The following is a 24,493-nucleotide window of genomic DNA, read 5'->3' as shown; positions in this document are numbered from 1 at the left end:
ACCGGCGGCTGCCTCCTTGGGGTACGATATAACTGTCATGACGATTCAAACCGATCGCCATGACAGAGGATCGTCCCGGGCATTGGTCTGATTTGCGCGTGACGGTCGCACCATCCTGACAATATCCGCCTCGCAGTCCGCGAGAAGAACCGCACGGCTTTGGCCGGCGACTGCTCGCGCATGCGCCTCAGAAGGAGTGACGGTGATGATCAGCCAGCGTGATGTGACAGCCCCGACGACCGACCCTGTGAAGGAATTTGCTGTCGTCAAGCGGTCGGTGGTGGTGGACGGGCACAAGACCAGCGTCAGCCTCGAGGATGCGTTCTGGTCGAGCCTGAAGGACATCGCCGCGCGGCGCGGACTGTCGCTGTCGATGCAGATCGCCGCCATCGACCAGCACCGCCGGACCAGCAATTTGTCGTCCGCGATCCGGCTGTTCGTGCTCGATTACTTCCGTGAGCGCGCGATCAGCACGATGTTCATCGGCGAGCGGGTAACGGCGCCGAAACTCACATCCGCGCACTAGAAAGACGTTGCCGGCGCGCGGCGCGGCCGCATCGTGCCCGGCGCGGGCTTGATGTCGATCGGCGGCGGCAGCGGCAAGAGTTGCGCGCCCGCGGAAGGTTGCTGCGCGCGGGGCGCATGCGGCACCGCCGGCTTCACATGTGACGGCGGCGGTACCGCTCTGTGCCTGCGCGGATCGGCTCCCGGTATCTTGACCTCGGCAGGCGGCAGCGTCTGCTCGGGTTGCACGGGAGGGGTGGTTTCCAGCGCTGGCTGCGGCGGCGGCAACGCGCCCTGCTTTTCCAGCGCGTCGAGGCGTTGCGTTTCCCGCTCAATGGCGCGCAGCGACAACCAGGACGACAGCGCCGCGACATCAACATCGCGCTCCACGCGATCCGCCGTGCCGCGCAGGAAAATCTGGATGTCCGGCGCATCCTTCATCGCACCGGACATCGCCCTCAATCCGATGCGCAGATCACCCTGGTCCTCCGGAATGTCGTAACTGCCCGAGATCGTGGCGCGGGCGGTATCCGACTGGAAAACCGTCGGATCGGCATGCACGCGCGCGTCCTTGATGATGAACGGCACCTCCACGGACGCCACCGCAAGCGGCGCACGGTCGAGCGCCGCGGCGACAGCTGGTCCAAGATTGTTCTTCGCAGCAGGATCTTCAGACGCCTTTTCCGCCGCGTCGAACGCTGCGACGTCGAGTGCCGGAAGCTGCGCGCCGGTCAGAGTCAGCACACCGTTGCCCGACAGCGCGTTGCGCAAGGCCGCCGCGCTGCGTCCTCGCGTCGCCAGCGTCATCCGCATCGACGCTTTGCCGGGCGGCAACCGCAGCCCACGATATTTCAGCGCGGCAGCATCCGCGTCTTCCAGCTTCAGGCCGGCGTCGATGGCGGTCTCTGACGGGCCGCGCTTGATCGCTGCCGAGAGCGACGCCGTACCGCCGCCGACCGTTCCCTTCACATCGTCGAAGGAGATCGACGATCCATCCCCCCGCATTGTGCCGCTGACCGCCGCAAGGTCCATGCCGCCGGGCAGAACCGCCCTCCCGGCCTTCAATGCCACCGATCCGCGCCAGCCAATCAGGCCTTGTGCAAGCGGGTCCGTCGCCGCGCGCTCGTCCGCGCCGAGCATCCAAGCCGTCAACGCTTGCATGTCGAGCGTTTCGGTTTCGACAGCACCGGTGAGGTTTTGTTCGCCCTGACGCGTCAGAGACAAGTTGCCTTTCACCGACGCAGCGCCGAGTTTTCCGGAAAAATTCTCCAGCGCGAAAGCCTCACTGGTCACAACAAGGCGGGACGAGAGATCACTGACGGTCTGCTGGGGCTTCAGCCATGGGGCAAGCGCGGCACGTCGCACCTTGAGATCGAACATCCGCTTCTTCGGCTCGCCCGCGACGGACGACAGGCTCGCCTGCAGCGGCGCGACCTCGTGGCCGAGAATTTTAGCCCGCGCGAAATCGAGATCGACGTGTGCCGCGTAGCTGCCCTTGTCCTGCCACGCTGTCAGACGCCGCGTCACATCGGCAAGACTATCGACATCCACTTGCGGCGATTTCAGCGTCGCATCAATCCGCTTGCCGGTGCGCGCGATGCGGCCCTCGATCCGGTTACCACCGAGATCGAGCTTCATCCCGTCGAGCACGAGACGCTCCTTGCCGAGCGCCATCGTCGCCGCAAGATGAAGCGGCGTTCGCGCGCCGTGCGCCGTATCCGCCGTGCCGAAGCCCCAGTCGGCGAAACCCTGTGCATCACTGGTCTTGATATCGAAGGGACCGGAAAACTGCCCACCCTCCTTGCCCGCCTGCATCCGGCCGCTCAGCGCGAGCCGCGCATCACCGGGACCGCTGAAGGCAAGCTTCGTGAGAGCCCACTGCTCCTTCGTCCCATCGAGATCGACCGCGACTGCGCTGATCGCCTGTCCGGCGAGCGTGACGCGATCAGCCATTGCCGAGATCTGCGAGGGCCACGGCAAAGCCGGCAGCGCCGCGATTGCATCTGTCAGGAATTCGACCGGCGTCTTGCCGTGCTCCGCCTTGTTGTCGTTGAGAGCGCGGTCGAGATCGAGCTGGCTCGCCGCAAGCTTCACACGCAGCCTGCCGGGGCGAAACGACAGCGTGCCGTCGCCCGACAGCTTCGCGCCGGTCGCTTCGGCACCGTAGAGAACCTCGCCTTGCGTAAACGCCGCACCGGACGGATCGAGCGTGGTGCGCGCGGCGACCCGCCATGGCATTTCCGCCGCTGCGGTGAGCGTCATCGCGCCATCGAAATGCGGAACGCGATTCTCGAAGGTCAGCGCACCATCCAGCGACGATGCCATTGCGCCCGCCTGCGCGGAATCGAGATCGAGCCGCAGGCGTGTTGCCTCGCCTTCGCTCGCTTTCGACAGCGTGAGCCGGAACGGCTGCCGCATGCCCCGCAGCAGGACATGCCCCTCGCCGCGCAGATTGCCGCCGAGCGAGCGCACATCGCCGCTGAAATCGAGACCGTCAAGCCGAAATTCCGAGTCGCTCGCCTCGTCATGCAGCGCGATGCGGCCAGAGAGATCGAGCCGGTCGATCGCAAGCGCACCGAAATTGAATTCGCCTTTCGAAGGCGCAATGACACGCCCCTGCTTATCGAGGCCGATGTCGAGCGCGAGGCCGTCGAGCGACAATTGCGTCGCGCGCCATTCGCCGCGCAGCAGCGAGCCGAGGCTGAATTCGACATCGAGCTTGTCGGCATGCAATTTCGTCGGATCCTTTGGCGCGCCGACCGAGAGCTTGTGCAACCGCAGGATCGGCGCGGGTAGCAGCCGTGCATCCAGCGCACCCTCGACGCGCACCGGCGCGCCGACCACGCGCGTGGCCTCCGCCTCGAACTGCGGCTTGTACTTATTCCAGTCGACGAACAGCGGCGCCGCCAGCGCTGCAACCAGCGCCATGATGGCAGCGATCGCCAATCCGAGCAGCGTCGTCTGCAATATAGACCCCGCAGAAAAGCGGCACGGTCAATCCCGCCGCGCCTGAACCGCCGCCATCATAAAGAAAAGTATGGCGAACTCACAACGCCGCAAAAAGGCTCACGGCGACGGAATGATCTTGCCGGGATTGAAGATATTCTGCGGATCAAGCGCTGCCTTGATGGCGCGCATGGCCTCGATCGCCTCAGGGCCGAGTTCGGGAACAAGGTACTTCTGCTTGCCCTGCCCGATGCCGTGTTCGCCGGTGCAGGTGCCGCCCATGCGGTGCGCCCGCTCCGTGAGGCGATGCAGGAATTCATGCGCGCGCTGCACCTCGTCGGCGTCGTTGACGTCGCACAGCATCAGGCAGTGGAAATTACCGTCGCCGACATGGCCGACGATCGGCGCGATCAGCTTGAAACGCTCGATGTCATGTTCGGTTTCGCTGACGCAATCCGCGAGGCGCGAGATCGGTACGCAGACGTCGGTCGACATCGGCCGCGAACCGGAACGAAGCGCCGCCGCCGCCCAATAAGCGTCGTGACGCGCCTGCCACAGCTTGGTGCGGTCCTCGGCGTGCGTCGTCCATTCGAACGCACCGCCGCCGCAATCCTTCGCGATTTCAGCAAATGCCGCCGATTGCTCAGCGACTTCGGCCTCGCTGCCATGGAATTCCAGAAGCAATAGTGGCGTCTGCGGCAAGGTCAGTTTCGAGTAGGCGTTGCAGGCGGCGACCTGTGCGGCATTGAGCAGTTCGATCCGTGCCAACGGAATGCCGGTCTGGATCGCCAGAATCGTGGCGTCGCATGCGCCCTTGACGCTGCCGAACGAACAGGACGCCGCCGCGATGCTCTGCGGAATCCCGCGCAGCCGCATGGTCATTTCGCAAATAATGCCAAGCGTGCCTTCCGCGCCGATGAACAGATGCGTGAGGTCGTATCCGGCGGAGGATTTTTTCGCGCGCGTGCCGGTGGTGATGATCTCACCATCTCCGCGCACGACCTTCAGCGCCAGTACGTTGTCGCGAATGGTGCCGTAGCGCACCGCATTGGTACCGGAGGCGCGAGTCGAGGCCATGCCGCCGAGCGTCGCGTCCGCGCCCGGATCGATCGGAAAGAACAGTCCCTGATCGCGCAGATTCTCGTTGAGCGTCTTGCGGGTGATGCCGGGTTCGATCACGCAATCGAGATCTTCCGCATGCACGGCCAGCATGCGGTTCATCTCGCGCAGATCGAGACAGATGCCGCCCGAAGGCGCGTTGACCTGCCCTTCCAGCGATGTGCCCGCGCCGAATGGAATGATCGGCACGCGGTAGCGCGCGCAGATTCTCACCGCGTCCTGAATGTCCGCTGCGCTGCGCGCCAGCACCACCGCGTCGGGAAGTTGCGGCGCGATCCATGTCGTGGTGTGCGCATGCTGTTCGCGCTGCGCTTGCGAGGTGAAGAAATCGCGCTTGAAGCGCGTGGCCAGAGCTTCAAACGCATTGCTTAGAGTCTGCGGCGAAAGCCGCGGTGCCGTCGTCGTATTCAAGGCGGGTGTCCTGCAAGAAACTTGCAGCAACCGTCGCAAACGAGAACCGGCCGGTCAAGCCGACCGGCCGGTTCACCACGCTACTCTCTTTTCTACTGACGCCTTGTACTAACGCTACACCGTGGGGCGTCCGCCACGCATCAAGCCCACCAGCGCCGAAACCGCGAACAACACGATGGCAACAAAAAACACGATCTTGGCGATTTCGATCGAGGCACCGGCGATACCGCCGAAGCCGAGAAGGCCGGCAACCAGCGCGATGATGAGAAACGTCACAACCCAACTCAACATGGCAATCTCCTGTGTCCGATCCGGAGTCGTTGCTCCTTTGCGAAACCAATCCGGGAGGGATTTGAAAGTTCCGGGCCATTGCAGCCGCCAAAACCGCTAAAAAATACGATTTTTGGGGAACAAAACGCCTCGGGACAGCATGCGGATGCCTTCTGTACGTAGAGGCGCGGAACGCCTATATCTGGACATATCCCTGATCAAGAAGGCTCCCTTTCGCGCTCCCGCGGTGCCATCGTGGGCCAATCGATTCGCATGACCGAACCTGTCCGCCGACCGTTTGCCGATGCACCTGCCCACCAGCCTGCCGCTGGCGGCATAGCTGCGCGCGCCCGCGCGGCAGCAGCGCCGCAATATCTGAGCGCGCTCAATCCAGAACAGCGCGAAGCGGTGGAGACGCTGGATGGTCCCGTGCTGGTGCTGGCAGGCGCGGGCACCGGCAAGACGCGCGTGCTCACCTCGCGCATCGCCCATATCCTCAGTCAGGGCCGCGCCCGGCCGTTCGAAATCCTGTCGGTGACCTTCACCAACAAGGCCGCGCGCGAGATGAAGCACCGGCTCGGCGAAATGCTCGGCCAGACGGTCGAAGGCATGCCGTGGCTCGGCACCTTCCATTCCATCGCCGGGCGCATCCTGCGCATGCATGCCGAACTCGCGCAGCTGAAGTCGAACTTCACCGTGCTCGATGTCGACGACCAGATTCGTCTGCTGAAGCAATTGCTGCAGGCGGAAGGCATCGACGACAAGCGCTGGCCCGCGCGCATGCTCGCCGGATTGATCGACGGCTGGAAGAATCGCGGGCTCACGCCGTCGCAGGTGCCGTCCGGCGAAGCGTCGGTGTTCGGCAACGGCAAGGGCGGCAAGCTCTACACCGCCTATCAGGAGCGGCTGAAGATTCTCAACGCCGCCGACTTCGGCGACCTGCTGCTGGAAAACATCCGCGTCTTCCGCGAGCACCCGGACGTGCTGCGGCAGTATCAGCACCGTTTCAAATACATTCTGGTGGACGAATATCAGGACACCAACGTCGCGCAGTATCTGTGGCTGCGTTTGCTGGCTCAGGCGCCGTCTCAGCCACCCGCCATTCCGGGACAACCATCTCTGGATTCCGGGTCCGCGGCTGCGGCGCATCCCGGAATGACGAATCCCAAAAACATCTGCTGCGTCGGTGACGACGACCAGTCGATCTATGGCTGGCGCGGCGCGGAAGTCGACAACATCCTGCGCTTCGAGCACGACTTCCCCGGCGCGAAGGTCGTGCGACTGGAGCGCAACTACCGCTCCACCGGCCACATCCTCGCCGCCGCCTCGCATCTCATCGCGCACAATGAAGGCCGCCTCGGCAAGACGCTGCGCACCGAGGATGTCGACGGCGAGAAGGTCACCGTCACCGGCTCATGGGACTCGGAGGAAGAAGCCCGCTCGATCGGCGAGGAGATCGAGCAGTTGCAGCGCGCGGGGCAGAAGCTCAACGAGATCGCCATTCTGGTGCGCGCCTCGTTCCAGATGCGCGAGTTCGAAGACCGCTTCGTCACGCTCGGCCTGCCCTATCGCGTCATCGGCGGCCCGCGCTTCTACGAGCGGGCGGAAATCCGCGACGCGCTGGCCTATCTGCGCGTCATCAATTCGCCCGCCGACGATCTTGCCTTCGAGCGCATCGTCAACACGCCGAAGCGCGGCCTTGGCGACGCCACCGTGCAACTGCTGCACGACATCGCGCGCAAACGCCGCATTCCGCTGACCGAAGCAGCGCGCGCCGTCATCGAAACCGACGAGATCAAGCCGAAAGCGCGCGGCAGTCTGCGCGACCTGCTGGCGAGTTTCGACCGCTGGAGCACGCAGCGCGAGATCATTTCCCACACCGAGCTGGCCGAAATCGTGCTCGACGAGAGCGGCTACACCGAGATGTGGCAGAAGGACCGTTCCGCGGACGCCGCGGGCCGGCTGGAGAACCTGAAAGAACTCGTGCGCTCGATGGAAGAATTCGAGAACCTGCACGGCTTCCTCGAACATATCTCGCTGGTGATGGATCGCGAGGGTGGCGCGGACGAAGACGCGGTGTCGGTGATGACGCTGCATTCCGCCAAGGGGCTCGAATTCGACAACGTATTCCTGCCCGGCTGGGAAGAAGGCCTGTTTCCGCACCAGCGCGCGCTGGACGAACAGGGCCGCGCGGGGCTGGAGGAAGAACGTCGCCTCGCCCATGTCGGCATCACCCGCGCGCGCAGGCGGGCGATGATCTATTTCGCCACCAACCGCCGCATTCACGGTTCATGGTCCACCACCATTCCCTCGCGCTTCCTCGATGAATTGCCGGCCGATCATGTCGAGATCGCCGAATCCAAGGGTGGCTCCGGATGGGGCGGCGCCGGCGGCTTCGGCTCCTCGCGCTTCGATAATATCGAGTCCTTCGGTTCGAGCTACGCGACGCCGGGCTGGCAGCGCGCCCAATCCAACCGCGGCCGCAGCGGCTTCAATGAAACCGGCGCGCGCTACAATGCGGGCGGCCGGGGCCGCAAGCCGCTGACCATCGAAGGCGAACTGATCGCGAAATCCACCGGCACCGACTCGGAGTTCGGTGTTGGCGAGCGTGTCTTCCACGAGAAATTCGGCTACGGCCGCGTGGCCCGCGTGGACGGCAACAAGCTCACCATCGCCTTCGACAAAGCAGGCGAGAAGAAGGTGATCGACAGCTTCGTGACGCGAGCCTGAGGCGCTTCAAAACCGCCTGCCCACCTCTTGTTTCGACCTGTCCGAGCCTCTATCTCTCCGCGACCCGCATTCCCGCGAGCCCCGCATCCGCATGCCAGCCATCATTACCGTCTCCAACCTGACCAAGACCTATGCGTCGGGCTTCACAGCGCTGAAGAACATCAACCTGGAGATTCGCCAGGGCGAGATTTTCGCGCTGCTCGGCCCCAACGGCGCTGGCAAGACCACGCTCATCAGCACGATCTGCGGTCTTGCAATGGCGAGCAAAGGCACCGTCACCATCGGCGGCCACGACAGCGTCACCGATTACCGCGCCGCGCGTCAGATGATCGGCCTCGTGCCGCAGGAATTGCATACCGACGCCTGGGAAACCCCGATGGCGACCGCCGCCTTCAGCCGCGGTCTGTTCGGCAAGCCGAAAAACACCGCGCTGATCGAGAAGATTCTGAAAGACCTCTCACTGTGGGACAAGCGCAAGAGCCAGATCATCACGCTTTCGGGTGGCATGAAGCGCCGCGTGATGATCGCGAAGGCACTCGCGCACGAGCCGCAGATTCTGTTTCTCGACGAACCGACCGCGGGCGTCGATGTCGAACTGCGCAAGTCGATGTGGGAAGTGGTGCGGGAATTGCGCGATTCCGGCGTCACCATCATCCTGACCACGCACTACATCGAGGAAGCCGAGGAAATGGCTGACCGCGTCGGCGTCATCAACAAGGGCGAGATCGTTCTGGTCGAGGACAAGGCCACGCTGATGCGCAAGCTCGGACGCAAGCAGCTGACGCTGCATTTCAACGAGCCAGTCGCCTCCCTCCCCGCCTCGCTTGCCGATTATCCGCTCGAACTGTCGGACGACCGCAAGGAACTGACCTACACGTACGATACCAAGAGCGAGCGCACCGGCATCACCACGCTGTTGAACGATTTGCGCGCCTCCGGCCTCAACTTCAACGACCTCAACACGACGCAATCCTCGCTCGAGGAAATCTTCGTGAATCTGGTGCACAGCGCATGAACCTTTACGCCGTCATCGCCATCTACAAGTTCGAAATGGCGCGCACTTTCCGCACGCTGTTACAGAGCGTCGTCTCGCCGGTGATCTCGACATCGCTGTATTTCGTCGTGTTCGGCTCGGCGATCGGCTCGCGGATTCCGGAAATCCACGGCGTCAGCTACGGCGCGTTCATCGTGCCGGGCCTCATCATGCTCTCGGTGCTGACGCAGAGCATCGCCAACGCGTCGTTCGGCATCTACTTCCCGAAATTCACCGGCACCGTGTACGAATTGTTGTCCGCGCCGGTGTCGGCCTTCGAGGCTGTGCTCGGCTATGTCGGCGCGGCGGCGACCAAATCCATCGCGCTCGGCCTCATCATTCTGGCGACCGCCGCGCTGTTCGTGCCGCTGAAGATTGCGCATCCGATCTGGATGCTGACCTTCCTCGTGCTCACCGCACTGACCTTCAGCCTGTTCGGCTTCATCATCGGCATCTGGGCGGACGGTTTCGAGAAGCTGCAGGCGATCCCGCTTCTGGTGGTGACGCCGCTGACATTCCTCGGCGGCAGCTTCTACTCGATCGGCATGTTGCCGCCGGTCTGGCACTTCATCACGCTGTTCAACCCGGTGGTCTATCTCATCAGCGGCTTCCGCTGGAGCTTCACCGAGGTCGCCGATGTCAGCGTCTATCTCAGCGTCGGAATGATCCTCGTCTTCCTGCTTCTCAGCATGGGCGTGATCTGGTGGATCTTCAAAACCGGCTATCGCCTTAAAAGATAAGGTGATCTCCAACCCGCGAACGGCAATGGAACCAATGTAGCCCATTACCGTCGGACTTAAGTACTGTGCGCTCCACTAGGCCGTTGTGATAAGACAATTTGTCGCACATGCCTTCTGGAGGCTCATCATGAAATTTCTCCTCCTCCTGCCGTTCATCGGCCTTCTCTGGGTCCCGTTCTACAACTTCCACGACCCCGTCCTCTTCGGCTTTCCCTTTTTCTACTGGTATCAGCTCGCCTGGGTCCCGCTGACCTCCCTGCTGATCTGGCTCGTCTACCGCTCGATGCCGCGCGACGAAGCCTGACCCATTTCAGAAAATCAGGGATTGACCATGAGCACGCACATCGATTGGACGGCTGCAGCCGTATTCATCTTTTTCTTTCTTCTCGTCACCGTCATGGGATTCATGGCGGCCAACTGGAAGCGCGGCGACGTCTCCAGCCATCTCGACGAATGGGGCCTCGGCGGACGCCAGTTCGGCACCTGGATCACCTGGTTTCTCGTCGGCGGGGACTTCTACACTGCCTATACCGTGATTGCCGTTCCGGCGGTCGTTTACGCTGTCGGCGCCTACGGCTTCTTCGCGCTGCCCTACACAATCATCGTCTACCCGATCGTGTTCGTCATCATGCCGCTGGTCTGGAAGAACGCGCATAAGAACGGCCACGTCACCGCGGCCGATGTCGTACGCGGCACCTCCGGATCGCGCGCACTCGAACTCGCGGTCGCACTGACCGGCATTGCCGCCACAATGCCCTACATTGCCCTCCAACTCGTCGGCATGGGCGCCGTCATCAAGGCGATGGGACTGACCGGTGAAATCCCGCTCACAGCGGCCTTCGTCATCCTGGCGTTGTACACCTACAGCTCCGGCCTGCGCGCGCCCGCGCTGATCGCCTTCGTCAAGGACATCATGATCTACATCGTGGTGTTGGTGGCGGTGGTGATCGTTCCGGCCAAGGTCGGCGGTTACGGCGCGGTGTTCGAGGCTGCGGGCAATGCCTTCGCTGCCAAGGGCGGTGCGACCGGCCTCACACTGAAGCCAGAACAGATCCTCCCTTATGCGTCTCTGGCTCTGGGCTCGGCACTGGCCGCGTTTATGTATCCGCACACGCTGACCGGCGTGTTCGCCTCGAAATCGGCCGACACCATCCGCAAGAATGCGGTGCTGCTGCCGGCCTATACGTTGCTGCTCGGCCTGATCGCATTGCTCGGCTATATGGCCTACGCCGCGAATGTGAAGGTCGCATCCGCGACGGATGTCGTCCCGGCCCTGTTCAACACGCTCTTCCCGTCATGGTTCGCAGGCTTCGCCTTCGCCGCCATCGGCATCGGCGCACTTGTTCCGGCCGCGGTGATGAGCATCGGCGCGGCCAACCTCTTCACCCGCAATGTGTGGAAGACGTTCATCAATCCGAACATCGACCATCCGGGTGAAGCCCATGTCGCCAAGATCACCTCGCTGGTGGTCAAGGTCGGCGCGCTGGCATTCATTCTGTTCCTGCCGACAAAGTTCGCGCTGGACCTGCAATTGCTCGGAGGCCTTTGGATTCTCCAGACCTTCCCAGCGGTGGTGTTCGGCCTCAAAACCAACTGGTTCCGCCCCAGCGCGCTGCTGCTTGGCTGGGCCAGCGGCATCGGCTGGGGTTCGTGGGTCGCCTTCAACCACGGGCAAGGCCTCAAGCCGCTTGCGTCGTTGACCTTCGGCGGCGACACCTATTCGTTCTATGTCGGCCTTGGCGCGGTGATCTTGAATGTCGCCGTCGTGGTCGTGATCAGCGCCATTCTGTCGGTTACCGCTCCAAGAGCCGCAACGCCAGTGCACAGCTGATCGCTACCGCATATCACAAATATAAAACGGAGCCGGTTCGACCGGCTCCGTTTTATATTTGGGTCATCACGCTCAGTAGCGATGACGGCGATGATGATAGTGACGGCTGCGATGATAACGCCGATTGTGATAGTGCCGACTGGGTCTGCCGATTACGCCATTAACGGCGCCGACCGCACCACCGACACCTGCGCCGATCGCACCACCCACGACGCCGCCGACCGGCCCTGCGGCACGATTGCCGCGATGTACACCTTCTTCAGCGCCGCCAATGATGCCCTGCGCATGCCCGGCCAGCGGCGCCGCGAGCAGCATCAGAAGCGCCAGGGCCGAGGCCCACGCAAAAGTTCGATTGGCCGGTTGAACGGCGGAGGTCACTGCTTTCATTTTGGGTCTCTCATGTTGAAAGGAGGCAAATGAACGACGCCATATCAACGCCCTAACCGCGCCAAGGTTTCACGCAAACGTCAACGCGGTTAACGGATCATTCCGTTGAGCCGCGTGTTCTCACATCTATCTTTGTCCCGCTGGAAAAAGCCATCTTCAGCACTTACGTCCAAGGCAGTATCGGCCACCTGGCACCCGGCCGCTGGAGATCGGTAAAATGCGTAAAATTGTCATTCCCGTTGCGGCGCTGTTCATGGCGGCGAGCGCCTCAATGGCGCGTGCGGCGGTCGACATCGAGGTCAACAAGGACATCCAGCAGATGACCGTCATGGTCGATGGGCAGGTGCTCTATCGCTGGCCGGTGTCGAGCGGCAATCCCACGCATGAGACGCCGGACGGAAAATTCCAGACCTTCCGCATGGAAGAAAATCACTTCTCGAAAGAGTTCGACGATGCGCCGATGCCGCATTCGATCTTCTTCACCAAGCAGGGCCACGCCATCCACGGCACCGATTCCGTCAGAAGTCTTGGCATGCCGGTCTCGCACGGCTGCGTGAGGCTGTCGCGCGCCAACGCGACGACGCTGTGGAATCTGGTCAAGAAGGAAGGCCTGCTGAAAACCACCGTTCACCTCACCGGCTCGTCGCGGGTTGCATTGGCACGCACCCAGCGCAATGTGGCCAGCCGTGGTGGGATGCTCGATGCCGACGCCAGCGCGGATCAGCCCGTGGATACGATGCCACAGCGCGTCGCGCCCGGCGCGATGTACGACCGCCCCGGTGGCGATTCCTATCAGCAGCAGGTGCAGCGTCAGCCTTACTATAATTACGGCAACAACGGATATCGCGGCGGCGCATCCGCACCCGATCCGCGCGATCCGACCCGACGCATCTACATCGATCCGCGCTATAGCCGCGACTATGACAATAACTATGCCCAGGGCGATGGATCGCGTTACTATCAGCGCCGCTCCTATCGCCCGCTGTTCGGAAACGATGACGACGACTGAGGCCTGACGACACATCTCGACAGCGGGTCAATTATCCCCATCGCGAAGACGGCGGTACACCGCGCCCAGCACGTTCGAGTAATCGTCGGTCCACACCCGCTGCCCGGGCGTCGGCGGCGTAGGTTGCCAGACGTTATCCGATGCCAGCGCGCCGACATCCTCCGGCTTGCGCGCCGACACAACAACATTCGTGGTGAAGATGTATTCGGCGTCGCGGCCACTGTCCTCGTTGTAGATCCAGCTCGTCAGCCCGTTGGCGTCGGCGATGCCGACCACAACGCTGGCCAGCTCCAGATGCCGGTTCGAGACATGCATCACCACAGCGCCACCCGGCGCGAGCTTGGCCTTGTAGATCGCCATCGCCTCTTTCGTTGCCAGATGAATCGGGATCGCATCCGATGAATAAGCATCAACGATGATGAGATCGTAAGCCGCATCCGGCTCGCGCGCGAAGGTCAGCCGCGCGTCTCCGATCACCGGCTTGATGTCCGGCATGCAGGCCGACAGATAGGTGAAGTATTTCGGGTTGCGGGCAGTGTCGACCATGGTCTGGTCGATCTCGAAAAACTTCCACGTCTCGCCGGGCTTCGCCTGACAGGCGAGCGTGCCCGCGCCGAGGCCGATCGCCGCCACCCGCAACGGCGCCCCCTTGCGCGCGCGGATCGCCGCAATGGCGCGGCCGATACCACCGTCCTTGTAATAATAGCTGATCGGCTCCGGCCGGCCCGTCAGCGGCGTGCCGTCATCCGCCTTGAATTTTTCCGCGCCATGGATCGTCGTGCCGTGCATCAGCACGTGATATTGCCCGCCCGGCGTCACCACGATCTTGTGCACGCCGAAGAAACTGCGCACGGTCTCCACGCGTCCCTCGTCCAGCGGATAGACCCGCACCAGCACGAGGCCGAGCGCCACCAGCACAGCGAACTGAAGGCGATCGAGTCGCATCACGACGACCAGCAACGCGGCAATGGCTGCGAGCGAACCGATCGCCCAGACACGCCAGCTTTCGAGAAACACTTCCGCGGCATCCGTGCGATACGCCAGCGCGATCAACACCAGCGCGGCCACCACGGCTGCGAGCCAGAGCAATATCGCCCCGCGCCGCGACGGCTGCCACGGGCGGCACAGGGCCGCCAGCGCCAACAGGATCGGATACTCGGCGATCCATGAGAAGGTGAACGGCGCGACCAGTCCCGCGAACAGGCCCCCGATCATGCCGCCGAACGACAGCGCCACATAAAACCCGGTGAGATAACGCGCCGGCGGGCGGGTGCGCGCCAGTTCGCCATGGGACGCCATCGCGATAATGAAGAAACAAAGCTGATGGCCGCCAAGCGTCAGCAGCAGGTTCTGCTCGCCGCCGATTGCCAGCAGCAACACGACACCTGCAATGGCAAGCGGCTGCAGCTTCAGCATCCAGCGATGCGGCAGCAGCGGCCGCGACTGGAACACCAGCACCCATGTCAGCAGATAAAGCGACAGCGGTAGCACCCACAGCAGCGGCGCCGCCGCAACGTCCGTCGAGATATGGGCGGTGACCGCGATCAGCAGCCCGGAGGGAACGGCGGCGAGAAACACCCACCGCCCCCATTGCAGCCATGTCGGCGCGGGCGCAGTCGCGTCGCTCTCGCCCGAAACAATGGCCATTGGCGGCGCGCGCAACAGCAGCACACCGCAAGCGCCGATCAGCAGGATCAGAAGACCGTAGCCCACAGTCCAGAGTACGTTCTGCGCGCGCAACGTCAGCATCGGCTCCAGCAGCACCGGGTAGGACAGCAGAGCGAGGAAGCTGCCGATATTCGAGGAAGCGTAAAGGAAGTACGGATCCGGCCCGTCCGGATGGCCGGTGCGTACGAACCACGCCTGCAGCATCGGATTGTTGGCGGCAAGCGCGAAAAACGGCAGGCCTATCGAGACCCCGAACAGGCCGAGCAGCCAGAAGGCATAGCCGCTCGCAGGCGGCTCCGCCCACCCTGCGGAGATCGACAGTGGCAGGAACGTAAATGCGATCACCAGCAAGATGAGATGAACAACGACCGGCGCCGTCCGGCTTTTCAGGGTCATCAGGACGTGTGCGTAGGCGTAGCCGCCGAGCAGCAGCGACTGGAAGAATACCATCGCCACCGACCACACCGCGGGCGAGCCGCCGAGCCGCGGCAGCACCATTTTCGTGAACAGCGGCTGCACCGAAAATAGCAGCAGTGCGCTCAGAAAAATCGTCGCGGTGTAGATCGCAAGCACAATGCGGTTGCGCGCGGCGGGCGATGCCGCATCGGCCGGTGACGGGGAGGTCATGACAACTCCGCAAGCGGCCGCAAGGCCGGAAACGTCCGGAAACGCCGTTCCCGCCAGTGGATCATAGCGAAGATGAACGAACAATAACCGCCCTGTGACCATCCCCAGCGAGAGAAATCGCTCGCCTGCGGAAGAGAGCGCATTTAAGAAGGCCGGATGTCACGGTACGACGCGATCATCATCGGCGCCGGCCATAACGGCCTCACCTGCGCGGCCTACCTCGCGATGAATGGCCTCACGGTCAAAATCGTCGAGCGGCGCAAGGTCGTGGGCGGGGCAGCCGTGACGGAAGAATTTCACCCCGGCTTCCGCAATTCGGTCGCGGCTTACACCGTGAGCTTGCTGAATCCCCGCGTGATCGCCGACCTCAATCTCGCCGGGCATGGCCTGCGCATCGTCGAGCGGCGCGCACAGAATTTCCTTCCCTCCCCCGATGGCCGGTATCTTCTCACGGGCGAAGGGCGCACCCATCAATCGATCGGAAAACTGAGCGAGCGCGACGCGCTGCGCATCGACGCCTTCAACCGTGAACTCGAGATCGTCGCCGATGTGCTGCGGCAATTCTTGCTGCGCGCGCCGCCCAACGTCACGGAGGGATTTTCGCTCAACAGCCTGCGCGAAGCATTCAATGCGCTGGAGAGCGGCAACATCCTGCGGCGGCTGTCACTGGAGCACCAGCGCCTGCTGCTCGACCTGTTCACCCTGTCGGCAGGCGAAATGCTCGACGACTGGTTCGAGAGCGATCTCGTCAAGGCATTGTTCGGCTTCGACGCCATTGTCGGTCACTATGCGAGCCCCTACGCGGCCGGCTCCGCCTATGTGATGCTGCATCACGCCTTCGGCGAGGTGAACGGCCGCAAGGGGCTGTGGGGCCATGCCATCGGCGGCATGGGCGCGATCACGCAGGCGATGGCGTCATCCGCCCGCAGCCACGGCGTCGAGATCGAAACCGAGGCCGGCGTCCGCGAAGTTCTCGTCGAGAACGGCCGCGCCATCGGCGTTACACTGGATAACGGCGACACGCTGCGCGGCCGCTATGTCGTCTCCAACGTCAACCCGACACTGCTTTACACGCAACTCGTGCCGCAGGCCGCGCTGCCCGCACCGTTCGCTTCGCGCATCGCGAAATATCGCAACGGCTCGGGCACCTTCCGGATGAACGTCGCGCTCACTGCGCTGCCCTCCTTCACCGCCCTGCCCGGCATGGGCGATCACCTCACCAGCGGCATCATCCTCGCGCCGTCGCTCGGCTACATGGATCGCGCCTATCACGATGCGCGGCAATTCGGCTGGAGCCGCGAGCCGGTGGTGGAAATGCTGATCCCCTCCACGCTCGACGACAGCCTTGCTCCGTCGGATGCGCATGTCGCGAGCCTGTTCTGCCAGCATGTCGCCCCGGAATTGCCGGACGGCAAATCATGGGACGACCACCGCGAAGAAGTCGGCGATCTGATGATCGCGACCGTGGACCGCTACGCGCCCGGCTTTGCGCGCAGCGTCATCGCCCGGCAGATCCTGTCGCCGCTCGATCTCGAACGACAGTTCGGACTCATTGGCGGCGACATCTTCCACGGCAAACTGACGCTGAACCAGTTGTTTTCGGCGCGGCCGCTGCTCGGCCATGCCGACTATCGCGGGCCGCTCAAAGGGCTCTACCATTGCGGCTCCGGCGCCCACCCCGGCGGGGGCGTCACCGGCGCGCCGGGCTACAACGCAGCCCAGACCATCCTGCGCGACCATCAGGGGATTTTCGCTTAGCAACCCTGTGGAAAAGCTGTTCACAAGCCTGTGGAAAGTCCGTGGACAGGCTGTGGAAGCCCGTACTGAAAACAACGCTCTTGAAGACAGTTAGGAGATATCCGGGATGGCAACCGAGAAGATAAAAGGCCCCGCCTCGTATTTTCCTTCCATTGAGAAGACATACGGCAAGCCGATCAGCCACTGGCTAACGGTTCTCGACGGCATGAAGGAGGAAAAGCACATGGCGATGGTTGCCGCCCTTAAGTCGAAACACGGGATGGGCCATGGACATGCCAACGCCCTGGTTGCCTACCATCGCGCGCAAAATGCAACCTGACTGGATGTGACGATTCCGACCGCTTGCGCGTCAGCGCTTAAGCATTCCCGGACGGCGGCTCATCCCTATGCCGGAGCGGGTCGGCAGCCTCGTCATGGCCGCTGCGGCTGCTGAAAAACATCAGCGCCATCAGCCCGCAACCGATGACAAGAGAAAAGAAGGTGCCGAGGCCAAGCGCGATCCAGCCGTGTTTGCCCATCTCGACATTGCCGCTGGCATTCCAGACCATAACGGCCCACACGCCGGTTACGACCAGCAGGGCTACCAAGGCAACAACGACGAGTGCCCGGCCCAGACTGAGGTTGCGCATGGTGATTATCCCTTGGTTTGTTCTGAAGCCTGTTTAACATCTATTCTTGGTGCATCAAATTTAAACAGATCAACCGGTGACGAATATGTGACCCTGCTGGGAGAAGAAACGCCCCTGCAGGCCGCAAGATGCCTTTCTACGCAAGACATTTTACAGGTTCACGTTACAGGTTCACGGTTTGGCTCGCGCTTTGTTCCGATATCCTGTAGGCATCACCGCACCGGGATCACGCGCGGCCGCCTTGCGACCCGACGCAGGCCGTGCAACCTCCGGCATTATTTACAGTTGAGCTTTCATGAACTCCTCCGCAGCGCCCTCCGGCCCCACCCATCACGCTACCTGCAGCGCCGGGAACGAGGCCAGCGCCAACCGGATCGTCGATACGCTGTCGGAGGTCTTCGACAATGGCGAGATCGTCGTCTCGGCTTTTGAACGCCCTGGCACCAGCGAATGGGACATCTCGCTCTATTTCGAAACGCCGCCCGACCAAGCCGCCATTCGTGCCCTGGTCGCTCAGGCGGTCGGTGACGCGATCGCCGCCGCGCTGGTTTTCGACACGGTGGAAGCAAAAGACTGGGTAAAAGCGAGTCTTGCCGACCTGGTACCGGTCAATGCCGGGCGGTTCGTGGTTCACGGCCATCATGACCGCGACCGGATTCCGCCGAACAAGCTGCGGATCGAGATCGAAGCCGCGCTCGCCTTCGGCACCGGCCATCACGGCACTACGCGCGGCTGCCTCCTGCTGCTGGACATGGTTCTACGGCAACGCATGCCGGAACGCGTCCTCGACCTCGGCACCGGCACCGGCGTGCTGGCAATCGCCGCCGCCAAGGCGCTGCACCGGAACATCCTTGCCAGCGACATCGATCCCCGCTCGGTGATCGTCACGAAGGAGAATGCCGCGCTCAACGGGGTCCGGCGAGATGTGGAGGCGATCCGCGCGATCGGTTTCGGGTCGCCACGCTTTGCGCAAGCCGGCCCGTTCGACCTCGTGCTCGCCAATATCCTCGCCAATCCGCTGCGCAAGCTCGCAGCACCGATGGCAAAGCATCTGGCGCCTTCCGCCTTCGTGATTTTATCGGGCCTGCTGCCGCCTCATGCGCGCGGCGTCGTTGCGGCGTACCGCGGTCAGGGTCTGCGGCTGATCCGCCGCTATGAACTCGACGGCTGGACCAGCCTGCTAATGCAGCGGATCGCTTAAAACTTGCGCGTGCGTTTCGGCGTCACGTCGCCTTCGGTATAGCCGATATTGCGGGCGTCGCGTTGCAGACGCGCTTCCGTCAGCCGGTCGAGCAACTCGATAATCAGACCGCGCCGTTTGGCGACCATGCCCAGCAGCGCGCCTTCCTCGCTCGAAACCGGGGGCAACCTTTCCCGCGGCCATCTCTCGAATCTGAAAGAGTGCATTTCCAGCCTCCCAGTTGAAACGGTTCAACTCCGGTCACTTGCCCGGCCAGCGTGAGAAACGCGCAGATGCCGCCGTTGTTCCGGCGCTCGCCTTCCGCGCGGGCCGTGGTAATTTACAAGCATTGTTCGTGCCATGTTGCGCTTGGAAGGTTGCCGATGTTCGAGGCCCAGTTTCAGAATTTCGACGAGCCCGAGGGCGGCACCGCGCTTGCGGCGCGTTTGGCAGCATTCCGCGAAGAGATCGTGCAGCGGGGGCTTGCCGGGTTCATTATTCCGCGCGGCGACAGCCAGCAGAATGAGTACGTCGCGCCCTCGGAGGAGCGCCTTGCCTGGCTGAGCGGCTTCACCGGCTCCGCCGGGCTTGCGATGGTGACGATCCGTGAGGCCGCCCTGTTCGTCGATGGCCGCTATACGCTGCAGGCCGCCCAACAAGTAGACAGCGCCTCGTGGAACATCGTGTCGCTGACCGATCCGCCGCCGGAACAGTGGCTGACGCAGCACATCAAGTCGGGCGAGCGCTTCGGTTTCGACCCCTGGCTGCACACCACGGCGGCGGCCGAGCGGTTCGCGGCCGCCTGCGAGAAGGCCGGCGCCGAACTTGTGGCAGTGGAGGACAATCTGGTGGATGCGGTCTGGAGCGAACGCCCCGCCCCGCCGCTCGGTCGCGTCACCGTGCATGCGCCCGAATTCGCCGGGGAGAGCGAGGCAGACAAGCTCGCCCGCATTCGCGCCGAGATGAAGCGGCTCAGCCTCGACGCGCTGGTGCTGTCGGACTCGCACGCGGTGGCGTGGACCTTCAATATCCGCGGTGCGGACGTGGCCCATACACCACTACCGCTGTCTTACGTGCTGCTGCCGAAAGACGGCCAGCCCACGATCTTCATCGATTCCCGCAAGCTTTCGAACGAAGCGCGCGCACATCTGGCCAGCTACGCCGATATCGCCGGGCCGGACGCATTGCTCTCCACGCTTGCTGCGGCATCGAACGAAAAGGCCGTCATCGGCCTCGACAGCGCCACTGCCGCCGATGCGTTGAGTCGGACAATCACAGCCGCGGGCGGCATCGCCCGCCGTCTTGCCGATCCCGTCACGCAACTCAAGGCGATCAAGAACGCCACCGAGATTTCCGGGGCGCGCACGGCGCACCGCCGCGACGGCGCGGCGCTGGCGCGTTTCCTCGCCTGGATCGATCATGAAGCGCCTAACGGCGCGCTGACCGAGATCGACGCCGTGGAAGCGCTGGAAACGTTCCGGCGCGATACCGGCGCATTGAAGGACGTATCATTTCCCACCATTTCAGGCACCGGCCCGAACGGCGCGATCGTGCACTACCGCGTCACCCGCAAGAGCAACCGCCGCATCAAGCCCGGCGACCTGCTGCTGATTGATTCCGGCGCGCAATATGAAGACGGCACCACCGACGTAACCCGCACCATCGCTATCGGTGAGCCGACGGCGGAGATGCGCGATCGCTTCACCCGCGTACTGCGCGGGCATATCGCGGTGGCAAGCGCCATCTTTCCCGATGGTGTCCACGGCGCGCAGATCGATGCGCTGGCGCGGCAATTCCTCTGGCAGATCGGCCTCGATTTCGAACACGGCACTGGCCATGGCGTCGGCAGCTACCTTTCCGTGCACGAAGGTCCGGCGCGCATCTCCAAGCTCGGCCACGCGCCGCTGCGCCGGGGCATGATCCTCTCGAACGAGCCGGGTTACTACAAGGCAGACGCCTATGGCATCCGGATCGAAAATCTCGAGCTGATCGTCGAAGCCAAGATCGACGGTGCGGAGAAGCCGATGGATACTTTCGAGACGCTGACGCTCGCGCCGATAGACCGACGATTGATCGATGTTGCGCAATTGAGCGCGCAGGAGCGCATCTGGATCGACGATTACCATGCACGGGTGCGGCGGGAGATCAAACCACTGGTCGATGAAGCCACAAAAGTGTGGCTCGACGCGGCGACAGCGCCGCTGACCTAATAATCCTCGAATCAACGCAAGAGTCCGGCCAACGTGACCACCGAAAACACCACGATGCCAGCGGCTGGCGCGAGACAATCGCGCACTGTCCTGATCCTGCTGGTGGCGATGAACGGTGTCGGTCCAGTATCGCTTTACTTGCTGGTTCCGGTCCTTCCCTTCCTGGCACGGCTGTTCGACACCTCCGTTGCATCAGTGCAACTCAACGTCGTGCTGTTCATGATAGGGCTCGCAGTTTCGCAGCTCATTACCGGACCCTTGTCAGACCGCTTTGGCCGCCGCCCGGTCCTGCTCGCCGGCCTCGGCCTGAGTGTCGCCGCGACGATCGCCTGCATCTTCGCACAAACGCTGCCGCAACTTGTCACGGCGCGGTTCTTTCAGGCGCTTGGCGGAGCCTCCGGCATGGTGATGTGCCGCGCCATCATCCGCGACATTTATCCACGTGAACAAATCGGCGGCATGATCAGCCTCGTCACCGCCGTGATGATGATCGCGCAGATGATCAGCCCGCTGATTGGCGGCGTGCTCGACATCAATTTCGGATGGCACTCGATTTTCTATTTCATGGCCGCGGCATCACTGCTCGTCACCGTAGGCATCGCGCTCGGCCTGCCAGAGACAAGGCGCCGTCAGGTCACCTCCGACGACCCGGGATTCTTCAAGGACTTGCGCGCGCTATCATCGAGCCGCACTTTCATCAGCTATGTGTTCTGCGTGATGCTGGCTTCGGCGATTATTTTCATTTTCGCCGGCGGCGGCCCCTACATCGTGGTCGATCAAATGGGCCGCTCCACCGCAGAATATGGACTTTGGTTCGCCACCGCTGGCGTCGCCTATATGACCGGAAACCTGGTCTCGGTGCGGCTCTCGCCGCGCTATGGCATCGACCGCATGATCCGGATCGGCCTTGTCCTGCAAATTGCGGGCTCGATCATCAACGTGCTTTGGGGCGTCCTTGGCATCAATCAGATGCCAACGTGGCTGTTCGGCACCCACATGATCGTGATGGTCGGAAATGCATTCGCGATGGCAAATGCCGCGGCGGGCGCGCTCAGCGTTCGCCCGCGAGCGGCAGGCACGGCGGCAGGCATCATGGGATTTCTGCAATTCGGCTGCGGATCGCTGTTTTCCGAACTCGGCGCTTATCTCGGCGGCGATTTCGCCACGCCCTTGCCGGTCAATATCGCGATCCTGCTGACCTCGATGGCCTGTGCGGCGGCTATCGTCTTCATCCTTCCGCGCAACACCAACCCGGTCAGCACCGAGGAGATGATCGAGGCGGAAGAAAGCGAAGCCGGAATTATGTAGCGCTTTCGCCGCCCCCGGTGAGCGAAAGCCATTCATCCTCGGTCAGCACCGCGACCCCAAGCTCGCGCGCCTTGGTGAGCTTGGAACCCGCCTCCTCACCCGCGACAACATAATCAGTTTTCTTCGACACCGAGCCCGACACCTTCGCGCCCAGCCGTTCGGCCTGCGCCTTGGCTTCGTCGCGGGTGAATTTCGTCAGCGAGCCGGTAAAGACAACCGTCTTTCCGGCGACGGCGGAATCCGTGCGCGCCTGCTCTGCGGGCAGCACATCGATTTCGTCGAGCAATTCGCCAAGCGCCTTGACGTTGCGTTTCTCCGCGAAGAACTCGACCACGGCATCCGCCACGATATCGCCGATGCCGCCGATATTGTTGAGATCGATATAAGCTTCGGATGCGTTGCCTTCTTCGGTCTGCACCGCAGCCGCTTCCGCCATCGCCGCACGGAAATTCTCGATAGTGCCATAATGACGCGCCAGCAGCTTGGCGTTGCCTTCGCCGACATGGCGGATGCCGAGCGCGAAAATCAGACGGTTGAGTTCGATCCTGCGCCGCACATCAATCGCGGCAAACAGGTTGCGCACCGAAGTTTCGCCATAGCCTTCGCGATCCTTCAGCTTCTTTGACGCTCGTGCGTCCCGCTTCGCGAGCGTGAAAATGTCGACGGGATGCATGATCAGGCCGTCGTCGTAGAATTCCTGGATCTGCTTGTCGCCGAGCCCCTCGATGTCGAAGGCGAGCCGCGAGACGAAATGTTTCAATCCTTCCACCGCCTGCGCCGGGCAGATCAGCGCGCCGGTGCAGCGGCGCACCGCCTCGCCCTCCTCGCGCACTGCATGGCTGCCGCAAACCGGGCAAACATGCGGAAAGGAATAAGGCTTCGAATGTTTCCGCCGCTTCTCCGTCACCACGCTGACGACCTGCGGGATGACGTCGCCCGCACGCTGGATCACTACGGTATCGCCCTCGCGGATATCCTTGCGGGCGATTTCGTCCTCGTTGTGCAGCGTCGCGTTCTGCACCACGACGCCACCGACCGTGACCGGCGTCAGCCGCGCCACCGGCGTCAGCGCGCCGGTGCGTCCGACCTGGATGTCGATCTTCTCCAGCACGGTCGTCGCCTGCTCGGCGGCGAATTTGTGCGCGATTGCCCAGCGCGGGCTGCGCGAGATGAAGCCCAGCCGGTTCTGCCAGTCGAGCCGGTCGACTTTGTAGACGACACCGTCGATATCATAGGGCAGCGCCGCGCGTTCGGTCTCGATCTCGCGGTAATATTTCAGCAAAGCCTCGACATCGCCGCACAAGACCATGCGCGGATTGACGACGAAACCGGCCTTGCCCAGCCATTTCACCATCTCGAACTGCGTCGGCGCTGGCATCTCGCTCATCTCGCCCCACGCATAGGCGAAGAACTTCAGCGGCCGCGATGCGGTGATCGCGACGTTCTTCTGCCGCAGCGATCCGGCGGCGGAGTTGCGCGGATTGGCGAAGATGGTGTCTTCAGCTTCGGCCTGCTTCTTGTTGAGCGCGATGAAATCCTCGCGCAGCATGTAGACCTCGCCACGCACCTCGCAGACCGCGGGGACGTCCTTGCCTTTCAGCGTGTGCGGCACGTCCTTGATGGTGCGGACGTTGGCGGTGACATCCTCGCCTTCGAAACCATCGCCACGCGTCGCCGCATTCACAAGCTCGCCGTTCTCGTAGCGCAGCGACAGCGACAAGCCATCGATCTTCGGCTCAGCAACAATCGCAAGCGGCTCATCGGCACCGAGGTTGAGAAAGCGACGCACGCGCGTGGCAAACTCCGCGACGTCTTCGTCACTGAAGGCGTTACCAAGCGAAAGCATCGGCACGGCATGGCGGATTTTTGCGAATGCACGCGACGGCTGCGCGCCGACCGTCTGCGAAGGCGAATCCTTCGCCACCAGTTCCGGAAAGCGTTCTTCGATAGCGTTAAGGCGCAGGCGCAGCTTGTCGTAGTCGGCATCGGAAATCGTCGGCGCGTCTTTTTGATAATAGCGCTCGTCATGCATCGAGATTTCGAGCGCAAGACGCGTCAGCTCCACCTTGGCCTGCGCCTTGGTGAGTTTGTCGACCGGCGTTACCGCCTTTTTTGCCTTAACAGCCATAGACA

20 protein-coding genes are annotated in these 24,493 nt (G+C 62.9%); 12 read left to right on the top strand and 8 right to left on the bottom strand.

The features are described from left to right. Window positions 1–205: 205 nt before the first annotated feature. On the top strand, window positions 206–526 hold the full coding sequence (locus HMPREF9697_RS19355; protein ID WP_002718952.1) for a ribbon-helix-helix domain-containing protein: 321 nt from the start codon (window positions 206–208) through the stop codon (window positions 524–526). Here HMPREF9697_RS19355 and HMPREF9697_RS19350 read toward each other — a convergent pair. The 3 genes from HMPREF9697_RS19350 to HMPREF9697_RS20660 form a co-directional block, all read right to left on the bottom strand. Further along, the gene (locus tag HMPREF9697_RS19350; protein ID WP_040308045.1) at window positions 523–3,471 is read right to left on the bottom strand and encodes an AsmA family protein; all 2,949 of its coding nucleotides are present in this window, start codon (window positions 3,469–3,471) and stop codon (window positions 523–525) included. The genes HMPREF9697_RS19355 and HMPREF9697_RS19350 overlap by 4 nt on opposite strands. A gap of 99 nt (window positions 3,472–3,570) precedes the next feature. Next, window positions 3,571–4,980, bottom strand: coding sequence for an FAD-binding oxidoreductase (locus HMPREF9697_RS19345; protein ID WP_002718950.1), 1,410 nt, complete (start codon window positions 4,978–4,980; stop codon window positions 3,571–3,573). Window positions 4,981–5,094: 114 nt separating this feature from the next. Beyond that, the gene (locus tag HMPREF9697_RS20660; RefSeq protein ID WP_002718949.1) at window positions 5,095–5,271 is read right to left on the bottom strand and encodes a DUF1328 domain-containing protein; all 177 of its coding nucleotides are present in this window, start codon (window positions 5,269–5,271) and stop codon (window positions 5,095–5,097) included. A gap of 252 nt (window positions 5,272–5,523) precedes the next feature. On the opposite strand from HMPREF9697_RS20660, the gene HMPREF9697_RS19335 reads away from it, so the two are divergent. From HMPREF9697_RS19335 to mctP, 5 genes are all read left to right on the top strand, one after another. Beyond that, complete coding sequence (locus tag HMPREF9697_RS19335) at window positions 5,524–7,980, top strand: ATP-dependent helicase (RefSeq protein WP_002718948.1); 2,457 nt, start codon at window positions 5,524–5,526, stop codon at window positions 7,978–7,980. A gap of 91 nt (window positions 7,981–8,071) precedes the next feature. Next, entirely contained in the window at window positions 8,072–8,995 is a 924-nt protein-coding gene (locus HMPREF9697_RS19330) for an ABC transporter ATP-binding protein (RefSeq protein ID WP_002718947.1), read from the top strand. Beyond that, window positions 8,992–9,753 (top strand): ABC transporter permease, encoded by a 762-nt coding sequence (locus HMPREF9697_RS19325; protein WP_002718946.1) that lies wholly within the window; start codon window positions 8,992–8,994, stop codon window positions 9,751–9,753. The genes HMPREF9697_RS19330 and HMPREF9697_RS19325 overlap by 4 nt, the downstream gene beginning before the upstream one ends. Window positions 9,754–9,880: 127 nt before the next feature. Further along, window positions 9,881–10,057 (top strand): DUF3311 domain-containing protein, encoded by a 177-nt coding sequence (locus HMPREF9697_RS20655; RefSeq protein ID WP_002718945.1) that lies wholly within the window; start codon window positions 9,881–9,883, stop codon window positions 10,055–10,057. Between the two features lie 27 nt (window positions 10,058–10,084). Next, window positions 10,085–11,584: a monocarboxylate uptake permease MctP gene (gene mctP, locus HMPREF9697_RS19315; protein ID WP_002718944.1), complete on the top strand. Its 1,500-nt coding sequence runs from the start codon at window positions 10,085–10,087 to the stop codon at window positions 11,582–11,584. Window positions 11,585–11,656: 72 nt separating this feature from the next. Here mctP and HMPREF9697_RS19310 read toward each other — a convergent pair whose 3' ends face one another. Then, a complete protein-coding gene (locus HMPREF9697_RS19310; RefSeq protein WP_002718943.1) occupies window positions 11,657–11,971 on the bottom strand; it encodes a hypothetical protein in 315 nt (104 codons plus the stop codon). Window positions 11,972–12,188: 217 nt separating this feature from the next. On the opposite strand from HMPREF9697_RS19310, the gene HMPREF9697_RS19305 reads away from it, so the two are divergent. Next, window positions 12,189–12,980, top strand: coding sequence for a L,D-transpeptidase (locus tag HMPREF9697_RS19305; protein WP_002718942.1), 792 nt, complete (start codon window positions 12,189–12,191; stop codon window positions 12,978–12,980). A gap of 27 nt (window positions 12,981–13,007) precedes the next feature. On the opposite strand, the gene HMPREF9697_RS19300 is transcribed toward HMPREF9697_RS19305, so the two are convergent. Further along, complete coding sequence (locus tag HMPREF9697_RS19300) at window positions 13,008–15,275, bottom strand: spermidine synthase (RefSeq protein ID WP_002718941.1); 2,268 nt, start codon at window positions 15,273–15,275, stop codon at window positions 13,008–13,010. A 156-nt stretch (window positions 15,276–15,431) separates the two neighbouring features. Here HMPREF9697_RS19300 and HMPREF9697_RS19295 point away from each other — a divergent pair, with 156 nt between their 5' ends. Together HMPREF9697_RS19295 and HMPREF9697_RS19290 are read left to right on the top strand one after the other, a co-directional pair. Further along, complete coding sequence (locus HMPREF9697_RS19295) at window positions 15,432–17,033, top strand: phytoene desaturase family protein (protein WP_002718940.1); 1,602 nt, start codon at window positions 15,432–15,434, stop codon at window positions 17,031–17,033. Window positions 17,034–17,139: 106 nt separating this feature from the next. Continuing rightward, window positions 17,140–17,352, top strand: coding sequence for a DUF4287 domain-containing protein (locus tag HMPREF9697_RS19290; protein ID WP_002718939.1), 213 nt, complete (start codon window positions 17,140–17,142; stop codon window positions 17,350–17,352). A 37-nt stretch (window positions 17,353–17,389) separates the two neighbouring features. Here HMPREF9697_RS19290 and HMPREF9697_RS19285 read toward each other — a convergent pair whose 3' ends face one another. Next, on the bottom strand, window positions 17,390–17,662 hold the full coding sequence (locus tag HMPREF9697_RS19285) for a hypothetical protein (protein ID WP_002718938.1): 273 nt from the start codon (window positions 17,660–17,662) through the stop codon (window positions 17,390–17,392). Window positions 17,663–17,957: 295 nt separating this feature from the next. Between HMPREF9697_RS19285 and HMPREF9697_RS19280 the strand changes: the two genes are divergently transcribed. Beyond that, window positions 17,958–18,863, top strand: a complete 906-nt coding sequence (locus HMPREF9697_RS19280; RefSeq protein ID WP_002718937.1) for a 50S ribosomal protein L11 methyltransferase — start codon at window positions 17,958–17,960, stop codon at window positions 18,861–18,863. Here HMPREF9697_RS19280 and HMPREF9697_RS19275 read toward each other — a convergent pair. Then, the gene (locus HMPREF9697_RS19275; RefSeq protein ID WP_002718936.1) at window positions 18,860–19,069 is read right to left on the bottom strand and encodes a hypothetical protein; all 210 of its coding nucleotides are present in this window, start codon (window positions 19,067–19,069) and stop codon (window positions 18,860–18,862) included. The genes HMPREF9697_RS19280 and HMPREF9697_RS19275 overlap by 4 nt on opposite strands. Before the next feature lie 156 nt (window positions 19,070–19,225). Here HMPREF9697_RS19275 and HMPREF9697_RS19270 point away from each other — a divergent pair, with 156 nt between their 5' ends. Together HMPREF9697_RS19270 and HMPREF9697_RS19265 are read left to right on the top strand one after the other, a co-directional pair. Next, window positions 19,226–21,052 carry an aminopeptidase P family protein gene (locus HMPREF9697_RS19270; protein WP_002718935.1) on the top strand — a complete coding sequence of 609 codons (1,827 nt, stop codon included), beginning with the start codon at window positions 19,226–19,228 and terminating at the stop codon, window positions 21,050–21,052. A 54-nt stretch (window positions 21,053–21,106) separates the two neighbouring features. Next, the gene (locus tag HMPREF9697_RS19265) at window positions 21,107–22,360 is read left to right on the top strand and encodes a multidrug effflux MFS transporter (RefSeq protein WP_040308370.1); all 1,254 of its coding nucleotides are present in this window, start codon (window positions 21,107–21,109) and stop codon (window positions 22,358–22,360) included. On the opposite strand, the gene ligA is transcribed toward HMPREF9697_RS19265, so the two are convergent. Then, the gene (gene ligA / locus HMPREF9697_RS19260) at window positions 22,353–24,488 is read right to left on the bottom strand and encodes an NAD-dependent DNA ligase LigA (RefSeq protein ID WP_002718933.1); all 2,136 of its coding nucleotides are present in this window, start codon (window positions 24,486–24,488) and stop codon (window positions 22,353–22,355) included. The genes HMPREF9697_RS19265 and ligA overlap by 8 nt on opposite strands. Window positions 24,489–24,493 lie beyond the last annotated feature (5 nt).

The sequence above is a fragment of the Afipia felis ATCC 53690 genome (genome assembly GCF_000314735.2).
GTDB lineage: Bacteria > Pseudomonadota > Alphaproteobacteria > Rhizobiales > Xanthobacteraceae > Afipia > Afipia felis.
The sequence above is the reverse complement of the archived record's forward strand: the minus strand, read 5'-3'. Positions and strand labels throughout refer to the sequence as shown.

Excerpts from the sequence above, each read along its gene's own strand:
- HMPREF9697_RS19270 (WP_002718935.1), top strand. The coding sequence starts at position 19,226 with ATGTTCGAGGCCCAGTTTCAGAATTTCGACGAGCCCGAGGGCGGCACC.
- HMPREF9697_RS19265 (WP_040308370.1), top strand. The coding sequence starts at position 21,107 with ATGCCAGCGGCTGGCGCGAGACAATCGCGCACTGTCCTGATCCTGCTG.
- HMPREF9697_RS19330 (WP_002718947.1), top strand. The coding sequence starts at position 8,072 with ATGCCAGCCATCATTACCGTCTCCAACCTGACCAAGACCTATGCGTCG.
- HMPREF9697_RS19305 (WP_002718942.1), top strand. The coding sequence starts at position 12,189 with ATGCGTAAAATTGTCATTCCCGTTGCGGCGCTGTTCATGGCGGCGAGC.
- HMPREF9697_RS19355 (WP_002718952.1), top strand. The coding sequence starts at position 206 with ATGATCAGCCAGCGTGATGTGACAGCCCCGACGACCGACCCTGTGAAG.
- HMPREF9697_RS19280 (WP_002718937.1), top strand. The coding sequence starts at position 17,958 with ATGAACTCCTCCGCAGCGCCCTCCGGCCCCACCCATCACGCTACCTGC.
- mctP (WP_002718944.1), top strand. The coding sequence starts at position 10,085 with ATGAGCACGCACATCGATTGGACGGCTGCAGCCGTATTCATCTTTTTC.
- HMPREF9697_RS19275 (WP_002718936.1), bottom strand. The coding sequence starts at position 19,069 with ATGCACTCTTTCAGATTCGAGAGATGGCCGCGGGAAAGGTTGCCCCCG.
- HMPREF9697_RS20660 (WP_002718949.1), bottom strand. The coding sequence starts at position 5,271 with ATGTTGAGTTGGGTTGTGACGTTTCTCATCATCGCGCTGGTTGCCGGC.
- HMPREF9697_RS20655 (WP_002718945.1), top strand. The coding sequence starts at position 9,881 with ATGAAATTTCTCCTCCTCCTGCCGTTCATCGGCCTTCTCTGGGTCCCG.
- HMPREF9697_RS19310 (WP_002718943.1), bottom strand. The coding sequence starts at position 11,971 with ATGAAAGCAGTGACCTCCGCCGTTCAACCGGCCAATCGAACTTTTGCG.
- HMPREF9697_RS19285 (WP_002718938.1), bottom strand. The coding sequence starts at position 17,662 with ATGCGCAACCTCAGTCTGGGCCGGGCACTCGTCGTTGTTGCCTTGGTA.
- HMPREF9697_RS19335 (WP_002718948.1), top strand. The coding sequence starts at position 5,524 with ATGACCGAACCTGTCCGCCGACCGTTTGCCGATGCACCTGCCCACCAG.
- HMPREF9697_RS19300 (WP_002718941.1), bottom strand. The coding sequence starts at position 15,275 with ATGACCTCCCCGTCACCGGCCGATGCGGCATCGCCCGCCGCGCGCAAC.
- ligA (WP_002718933.1), bottom strand. The coding sequence starts at position 24,488 with ATGGCTGTTAAGGCAAAAAAGGCGGTAACGCCGGTCGACAAACTCACC.
- HMPREF9697_RS19295 (WP_002718940.1), top strand. The coding sequence starts at position 15,432 with ATGTCACGGTACGACGCGATCATCATCGGCGCCGGCCATAACGGCCTC.
- HMPREF9697_RS19325 (WP_002718946.1), top strand. The coding sequence starts at position 8,992 with ATGAACCTTTACGCCGTCATCGCCATCTACAAGTTCGAAATGGCGCGC.
- HMPREF9697_RS19290 (WP_002718939.1), top strand. The coding sequence starts at position 17,140 with ATGGCAACCGAGAAGATAAAAGGCCCCGCCTCGTATTTTCCTTCCATT.